This window comes from Bartonella sp. AP11XZML (genome assembly GCF_042196445.1).
Lineage (GTDB): Bacteria > Pseudomonadota > Alphaproteobacteria > Rhizobiales > Rhizobiaceae > Bartonella.
Map to the genome: position 1 here is coordinate 20,138 of NZ_JBHIQF010000071.1, position 8,616 is coordinate 28,753.

At 34.7% G+C, this 8,616-nt stretch carries 9 protein-coding genes; 7 read left to right on the plus strand and 2 right to left on the minus strand.

Annotated features, from left to right (window positions below):
- The 5 genes from ACFIMG_RS06780 to trbL are packed head-to-tail and all read left to right on the plus strand — an operon-like array spanning window position 1 to window position 5,475.
- A complete protein-coding gene (locus ACFIMG_RS06780) occupies window positions 1–399 on the plus strand; it encodes a TrbC/VirB2 family protein (RefSeq protein ID WP_208438668.1) in 399 nt (132 codons plus the stop codon).
- Window positions 399–704, plus strand: a complete 306-nt coding sequence (gene trbD, locus ACFIMG_RS06785; protein ID WP_208438669.1) for a conjugal transfer protein TrbD — start codon at window positions 399–401, stop codon at window positions 702–704. The genes ACFIMG_RS06780 and trbD overlap by 1 nt, the downstream gene beginning before the upstream one ends.
- Window positions 704–3,208: a transporter gene (locus ACFIMG_RS06790; RefSeq protein WP_375640492.1), complete on the plus strand. Its 2,505-nt coding sequence runs from the start codon at window positions 704–706 to the stop codon at window positions 3,206–3,208. The genes trbD and ACFIMG_RS06790 overlap by 1 nt, the downstream gene beginning before the upstream one ends.
- On the plus strand, window positions 3,183–3,941 hold the full coding sequence (gene trbJ / locus ACFIMG_RS06795) for a P-type conjugative transfer protein TrbJ (protein ID WP_375640493.1): 759 nt from the start codon (window positions 3,183–3,185) through the stop codon (window positions 3,939–3,941). Before ACFIMG_RS06790 ends, trbJ begins: the two co-directional genes overlap by 26 nt.
- A 19-nt stretch (window positions 3,942–3,960) precedes the next feature.
- Entirely contained in the window at window positions 3,961–5,475 is a 1,515-nt protein-coding gene (gene trbL, locus ACFIMG_RS06800) for a P-type conjugative transfer protein TrbL (protein ID WP_375678740.1), read from the plus strand.
- Window positions 5,476–5,544: 69 nt separating this feature from the next.
- Here trbL and ACFIMG_RS06805 read toward each other — a convergent pair whose 3' ends face one another.
- Complete coding sequence (locus ACFIMG_RS06805; protein ID WP_169728635.1) at window positions 5,545–5,709, minus strand: hypothetical protein; 165 nt, start codon at window positions 5,707–5,709, stop codon at window positions 5,545–5,547.
- 432 nt (window positions 5,710–6,141) lie between these two features.
- Window positions 6,142–6,726, minus strand: coding sequence for a hypothetical protein (locus ACFIMG_RS06810; protein WP_273758901.1), 585 nt, complete (start codon window positions 6,724–6,726; stop codon window positions 6,142–6,144).
- A 151-nt stretch (window positions 6,727–6,877) separates the two neighbouring features.
- On the opposite strand from ACFIMG_RS06810, the gene ACFIMG_RS06815 reads away from it, so the two are divergent.
- Together ACFIMG_RS06815 and ACFIMG_RS06820 are read left to right on the plus strand one after the other, a co-directional pair.
- A complete protein-coding gene (locus ACFIMG_RS06815; RefSeq protein ID WP_375640496.1) occupies window positions 6,878–7,318 on the plus strand; it encodes a hypothetical protein in 441 nt (146 codons plus the stop codon).
- A 308-nt stretch (window positions 7,319–7,626) separates the two neighbouring features.
- A partial coding sequence (locus ACFIMG_RS06820; RefSeq protein WP_375678739.1) for a helix-turn-helix domain-containing protein occupies window positions 7,627–8,616 on the plus strand: 990 nt, incomplete at its 3' end.

Sequence of the window (8,616 nt, forward strand, 5' to 3'; positions counted from 1 at the left end):
ATGCAACTATCTTTAACACAAACAAGAAGTAATTTATATAATCACATTGTGTTGTTTTTTCTTATTATAGGGGCGGCAGTCTTTCTCTATCTTATCTTGGGAGATATTGCATATGCTTCTGATGCAACATCTGGTGGTGGAGCATCTCTTCCATGGGAAGCACCTCTTGAGAAGTTAAAAAAATCTGTTTCTGGTCCTGTTGCTTTCGTGGTTTCTTTATTGGGGCTTGTTGCTGGTGGAGCTACACTGATTTTTGGTGGTGAAGTTAGCGAGTTTGTAAAGCGTATTATTTATCTTGTTTTGGTTATCAGTGTGATTGTTTTTGCAAACACTCTTCTTACAGGCGCTCTCTTTTCTGGTGCTGTTGTTCCTGCTAACGTTGTGGTTGGAGGACTTTAATGGGAGGCAAACAATATACACAATTGTTCCGTTCTCTTCACAGACCTCAACAAATTATGGGAGGAGAACGTGAATTAATGCTGCTATCAATGCTTTTAACTGGAATTCTTATTGTTTCAGCAATGAACATTGTAGCAGCAACTATTGGTATTTGTATCTGGGTTGTTTGTCTTTACGTTTTACGTAGAATGGCCAAATTTGATCCTATCTTGTCTCGAATTTATATTCGTCAATTGAGATATCGTAGTTATTACGCTCCGTTTTCACGACCATTTCGTGTTGCAAAATCAACAAGGCCTTATTAATGTTTAAGTTAAAACATTTTCGCTCTACGCTTGCTGGACTTCCTGATCTTTTAAATTTTGCAGCTTTAATTGATGACGGCATTATTTTGGGAAAAGATGGTTCTTTATTGGCCGGCTTTTTTATCCGTGGAGATGACCCCATGTCAGCAACGGATGCAGAAAGAAATTATATAACAGGTTTGGTTAACACATATCTCTCTCGATTTCATTCGGGATGGGCGATATGGGTGGATGCTATACGCTTAGAGTCACCAAGTTATTCAGATCCTGAATTGTCTCATTTTCCTGATCCCATTACAGCATTGATTGATGCAGAAAGACGTTTTTATTTTCAGCGAAGTGATACGCACTACGAAACAGAATACGCTTTATTAATGCAGTATCTACCGCCTACACGAAAATCGTCAAAGTTGGGGGAAATTGTTTATGAAGACGATACCGTTGAATCAACTACTCCTGCTGAACGTTTACTTGACGATTTTAAAAAGAAAATAGAGGATTTTTATGTTGGGCTTGGTGATCTTCTTAAAATGCAGCGAATGAAAGCGGTCACTATTAGGAATGGTGATGAGACTTATGAAAGCGACCAGCTTGTTAATTATTTACATTATGCCATTAATGGCAAAGCGGTTGCTCTTCGAATACCAGATTGTCCTATGTATTTGGATTCTTGGCTAGGTTATACTGACTTGTGGCCTGGTGATACTCCACGTCTTGGAGATAAGTTTATAACATGTATTTCAATTGATGGTTTTCCATCGGTTAGTTATCCTGGAATATTAGATATTCTTGATGGTTTTCCTTTACATTATAGATGGTCAAGTCGTTTTATATTTATGGACCAGCATGAAGCTGTTGCCGCATTAAATAAATATAGATTGAAATGGCAACAAAAAGTGAGGGGATTTTTTTCGCAGGTTTTTAAAACTAATAAAGGAACTATTAATACTGATGCTTTGTTGATGGCACAACAAGCTGAAACAGCAATGAACGAAGCTCGTTCAGGTCTTGTTGCTTATGGTTATTATTCACCAACAATTGTTTTAATGCATGAAGACCGTGAGGTCTTAGCAGAAAATGCTAGATTAATTAAACGCGAAATTGAACATAGAGGTTTTGCCGCTCGTATTGAAACAGTCAATACAATGGAAGCATGGTTAGGGACAATTGCGGGTCAAACTTATCCAAATATTAGACGTCCGTTAATTAATACTCAAAATCTTGCTGATATGTTACCTCTCTCAAGTGTATGGCCAGGTTTACAATTTAATCCTTGTCCACTCTATCCTGATAATTCTCCTGCTTTATCTCAAGTAGTAACGACAGGTGCAACGCCATTTCGGATTAATTTACATGTTGATGATGTTGGTCACACACTTGTATTTGGTCCAACTGGAGCTGGTAAATCAACACTTTTAGCGTTTTTATTAGCGCAAGCGCGTAGATATTGGTCAAGAGCAACAGATAAAGATGGTAAGCATTTCCCTGCTAATATTACTGCTTTTGATAAAGGTCGTTCATTATATACATTGTGTTATGCTATAAATGGACGTCATTATGATATTGGTGATAGTGATAGCGCTGTCGGTGCTCTTATGCCTCTTGCAGACATTGATACAGAAGCCGATAATCTCTGGGCGCAAGAATGGATTGCTATTTGCTATGAATTACAGACGGGTCAAACACCATCTCCTCAGCAAAAAATGGAAATTCATCGTGCAATGAAGCAGATGAGTCAAACACCTAAAAACATGCGTTCACTCAGTAATTTTGTTACTTCGATTCAGAACCAAGAAATCCGTAATGCACTTGCACATTATACGATTTCTGGTGCTATGGGACATTTGTTAGATGGTCAAGAAGAGTTTGAAGATCATAATGATTTTATTGTCTATGAAATTGATGAACTCATGAAGCTAGGTGATAAAAATGGTTTACCTGTTTTGTTATATTTGTTTAGACGTTTTGAAAGAAGCTTGAAAGGACAACCATCTATTCTTTCACTTGACGAAGCATGGATTATGCTTGGACATCCTGTTTTTCGTGAGAAAATTCGTGAATGGTTAAAAGAACTAAGAAAAAAGAATTGCCTTGTAATAATGGCAACACAAAGCCTGTCTGATGCAGTTCGTTCTGGTATTCTTGACGTTTTGTTGGAACAGTGCCCTACTAAGATTTTGTTGCCCAATGAAGAAGCAGAAACAAAAGGTGCTGAGGGAGCGCCGGGAGCATTTGATCTATATAGAATGATTGGTTTGAATGATAAAGAAATTCAAATTATCAAAACAGCTAAAAAGAAAAGACAATATTATTATAAATCTATTCTTGGACGCCGTCTTTTTGAATTAGGATTAGGTGACATTGCTCTTTCTTTTGTAGCGATTTCTAGCAAAGAAGATCTCGCTGAAGTAAAAAAACTTATTAATGAAGACACACAAAACTGGCCTTTAAAATGGCTTCAAATGAGGGGAATTAATTATGAAAAATATCTTGAAGAGACTTAAAGCTTTTTCTGTAATGAGTACATTTATTATAATCAATTTTATTATTTTAATTACTCCAGTGAAAGCTCTCATACCTGTTACCTGCACCAATTGTTCTAATCTTTTGACACAGGCGTTAGAGTATGCAAAATCTGTGGAGACTGCATTAAACACTGCAGAGCAGCTCGCAGTAGAAATTAAACAATATAAAGATATGATAGAGCAAGCTAAAACACTTGATCCTTTGAGCATTGAAAGATTTGTGAATGATTTACAACTATTAAACAAAGTTTATCAAGACGGCACAAGCATTGCCTATAATATGAAGGACCTGCATAGTAAATTTAAAAAACGTTATCCTGGTTATGAAAATTTTTTAAAAAAGGTTGGAAAAATAAATCCGGCAGAAGATTTTAGAAAATGGGCAGAAAATGGTTTTTCTAATGCACGTATCGCTATCGAGGCAGCTGGAATTAACACAAGTAGTTTTGATGATGAGAATAAATTGATGCGTAGGCTTATCAAGCGTTCAACAACTGCAAAGGGTCGTATGCAAGCCATTCAAGCTGGAAATGAAATTGCTACGCAACAAGTTAAGCAACTGCAAATGCTTCGAGAATTGATGGCTAATAATATTACTTTACAGGCAAATTACACAGCTGATGAAGTAGAACGTAAAGCAAAAAATGAAGCTGCTGCTGAAAAGTTTTTTGATGAAAAATTAACCTCTACAGATCGTAATCATGCATTTTAAAAAGATAGAAAATTACCAAATGTTAAGAAATAAAAAAATCATTTTTTTAATATTTTTTCTGTTTGTTATTGGCTGTACCATTTTTGCAGATGTTTCTTTTGCTAAATCTGTAGATAGTACTAAATCATTTAATGGTTTAATAGATTTGATACAAAATCAATCTCATGGTTGGTATTCAAAATTACATCATTATGGTTTTCGTCTTTTTTGGTTATTGGCTATTCTCCAATTTCTTTTTAGCTTTATTCCTCTTTTGTTTAAGCAATCTGATATTGCTGATTTAGTTGGGGAGTTAGTGAAGTTCGTTCTTGTTATAGGTTTTTTTGCTGCTCTTTTGGAGTATTCTCAAGAATGGGGTACAGCTATTGTTGATAGCTTCCGTATAGTAGCAGCTCAGGCAAGTGGGAGAACCCGTTCTCTTCTCCCTGGAACAATTTTAGATGAAAGCATTAAGCTTGCTCTGGCTATGATAAATACTAGCACTTGGAATCCTATAACTGCTGTATTGCTTGCTCTTCAGGCTGCCGTTGTTTTTTTATGCTTTGGTTTTATTGCGGTTTTACTGGCTGTTACAATTATAGAGTCATATATTGTGATTAATGCATCTGTAATATTTATGGGTTTTGGTGCTTCTCAATGGACACGAGAAATAAGCATAACGGCTTTTCGTTATGCCGTCTCTGTTGGAGCAAAGCTTTTTGTAATAACACTCTTAGTGACCTTGATGACAGATTCCATAATGCAATGGAGAGAAGCATATACTTTTTCTGATGCATCAAATTGGACACTGCTAGGACTTTCTTTGTTATGTGCGTATTTAACAAAGACTATTCCGGAAATTATTGCTGGTTTAATTTCTGGAACAAGTGGTGGGAGTGGTGCAACTATTGGAGCAATGGCTGGCGCTGCTATAGGAGCAGCTGCGAGCGTAGCTGCTATAGCAGCAACTGGTGGGGCAGCAGCACCAGCTGCTGCTGGTGGAGCATCCGCTGCTGGTGGAATGAGCGGTGGCGGTTCTATGATGGGATCAGGAAGTAGTGTAAACGCTTCTAAAATGACTGGAAACTCTTTTAAAGATAGTGGTAATAAACCTACATCGGGCGCAAATCCACGTGTAGCAGGAGGGGAAAGCCATTCCACTAGCACTAGTAAACCTCAATCTAAATCGGCTACTTCAGACCAATCTAAATCGACTGCTTCAGACCAATCTAAATCGGCTACTTCAGACCAATCTAAATCGGCTACTTCAGACCAATCTAAATCGACTGCTTCAGACCAATCTAAATCGACTGCTTCAGACCAATCTAATTCAGCTCTTCCAAAAATGAGAGATGCTACCGATATGACTTTAAAAGGTCTTGGACATATGGCTGCTTTTTGTGTTCCAGGAATGGAAAATGCCGCAAACCTTAGTTTTAATGCTCCACCTACACCACCAGAATATAACGATATCCAATTTTCTAGTGATAATAAACCTCAATCTGATATTGAAAATACAATTTCTGGAGTAGGATCTGTAATAGATAAGAACTAAAGAAGCTATGGTTTTATTTTTGAGAAATAGATAGTAACTTCTTTAGTTAGAGATTGATACTAGCATTTTTTAAAATGCATGATCACGATCTGTAGAGGTTAATTCTTCATCAAAAAACTTTTTAGCTTGTTCTTCTTGTTGGGCTCTACGTTTTTCCTCTTCACTTTTGCCACAACCTGTAATATTCAATCCTATAGTCAATAGAGCTAAGCATATTAAAATAATTTTTTTCATTTTTCCCTCTTTAAAAATTATATGTATTAATCTCATCAATTATATCGGAATACAGATTTAATTATCGTGATCTTTTGTTTTTTATTAGTATTGTTAATGGGAAAATACGTGAACAGTTTATTGTAAATATCTTATAAGTCTATCATAATAAAAAATTAGAAGGAAAGAGCCAAAACCTAATATAAACGAACAAATTGTAATGTTGATTAGTGCTTTTGACCAACCTATTGATAATATCATAATAGGAATTGTAAACAATCCAAAAAAAACCATAATCACTATAAGGCTTAGTATCAATCTTAAAGGACCACGAAGCCATAAAAGCAAAAGGACGAGCGCCTCTTTGCTTATTTGTGATTTTGACATTATCTTCCCCTCACGCGCTTAAATCAAGATGCTCCATAATATACACAGTACGATAAATGATACAAGTTATTTTGTTATAAAGTCTTCAAGATCTGTTTGATGTTCAACGGATGAAATATCCGGTTTGGTAGAAGATGATTCTATTTGATATTCTTTCATAAAAGCAACTTTTTCTTCTTTGAATAACAGAATAGGATTCACCCAGTATTGATTAGGCAATTTTGGTTTCAAAATTCCTTTTTGTATAAGTTCTCTTAAACCGTTGTGAAAAGTTCTGTCGACCATATCACGCTTTTTTCCATTTATACCCCCATCAAACCAAATTAAGGTAACGCTGCTGGGATCTTCGTTTGTTGATTTATTAGATTGATATTCTTCTAAAACTATTATCAAAGCACGATGTCCTGTACGAGATAAATTAAAAATTGCTTGAATGCCATCAGCAAATATTTCTATAAAATTTTCTTTATTTGTTTTTTCTGTGACGTGAATTATAGGTACAACCTCTATTTTATCAGTATCAGAATTGATAAACTTTTGTTGTATAATACACGTTTTAACAATTTTTTTATCAGCAAATATTTCAGAATTTTTAAGAAAAGGATTTTCATACGGGGAATATTTTTGCTTTCGCAAGTTTATTTTATCCATTTTGATCGTCCGTTGATTTTTTATCACCTGTTACGACTTAAGAAAGTTTTTCTTCGCAAAAATAAAAGTCATATTGACACTTGAGCGAATGTAAATTATCCTTATTGGAGATTCGATTTATTATTTTAATATGGCAATTGTATTACCATAAATGACAGTTAGTATATCAGATAAACAAAGAAAGCAAACCGTTAGGCACGATCAGAGTCCTTTCATTAATGATATTGTGGTTTCTATTAAGGATCCAGAAGAGCAGATTCTTGTCAATGTGGCGCTAATTTTTGATTTAAAAGCAGCAGGAATAAAAGTTTTTTTAGTTTTGGCTTGGATACTTCAAAACAGATTAATTCGCACTAATACTGTGATTTTAGATAAGGCTATTTTAAAAACATTTCTTGAAGCTCAAGAAAGTAAGTTAGCATTATCACCAACAACCTTTTTTCGTGGTGTAGCTGAATTAGAAAAAACTGGTATTATTGCTAAACAAAATCATAGAGCTTGGTATTTTATTAATCCAAGTCTTGTTTTTAAAGATAGGAAAGTTGTTTTTACAAAAAATGTTGAATTAGAGAATGGGAAAATGGGGACTTAATTTTCCTTTACTATATTGAAAATATTTTTCTTTTGAATATAGTTTCATCTTGACTCATTATGTAAATCTATGAGTCGTTTCAAATAGAGGGAAATATAATGGCAAAAAAATAAAAACCCAACTGCGTTAACAGAAGGGTTTCTAAAATACCCGTACCACATATACGGTAAATTAAATTAAATTCAAAAGAATTAAATCTACAAAGTAATTCCTAATTTAATTTATCGTGAAGCATTCTGCAAGAGAAATTTTGTAGAAAAGGGATATTTTTAGCATTTTTTTGCCTCCAATGAGAGGTTTTAAAAATTATGGTTAATAAAACATCTGGTAGAAAATTAACTTCAAAGCACTGGGAATATATAAAAATTGCTGATAATACCGATATTGGCCACATTACTAGAAGCCAACTTCTTTTTCTTGTACAAGACTTACCAATAACTGATCTTATCAAAGGAACAGAAGCCCATTTATTAGCTAAACTTTTGAATACTGTACCAGTTACGCATTTTGAAAAAGGTAAAATTCCAATAGTTTTTAAAACCAACCATCAAATTGGTCTGGAAATTGGTTGTACATCTGTTCACGTAAGTAGGTTGCTTTCACGCCTTTTTGATAAAGGTCTTATTGTGATGCGGGATTCTGCTAATTATAAACGCTATGGTTTTAGTTCTGCTCATCATGTACCAATTGCTTGTGGTATTGATCTTAGCATTTTAATCGCGCGTTACCATGAACTTCAGCACTCTATTTTAAAGAGTAAAGAAGAAAAGAAACATCATGATATGGCGGTTAGAACCTTTTGTGGCGTTTGTCGTCGATTACGGCTTCGTATTGAAGAAATAAAATTTACACCTATTGCTTCAATGTTTTTAATTCGTATGAATAAAGTTAAATCTGTTCTTGGTTCTCCTTTTAAAGCGTCCACCGTTAAATTGGAAAAAGCTATTAAGCTTTTGAATTGGCTCTTAGAGCGTTTATTTTTTACAAAAATGTTATGCACAAACAATAAAAATGTTATGCAATTACATAATACAACCTCTAACTATAATTGTAATTGTAACAAAAATGAGTGTTCAGATAACTCTGAACACACTCAAATCGTTAATGTGACCTCCGGTCACGATAAAATGGCTTATGAAAATATAGAGAACGGCAAAACCGAAACATCACTTCCTTCAAAAGGTAGTACATTGCCTCAAATTAAGCCGGAGATACTAGAAAAGGCTTTACCAAATGCCGTCTTGTTTTCTGAATGTAGTTTCCAAACAGAAAGCGATTTGATACATTCTATGTATCCT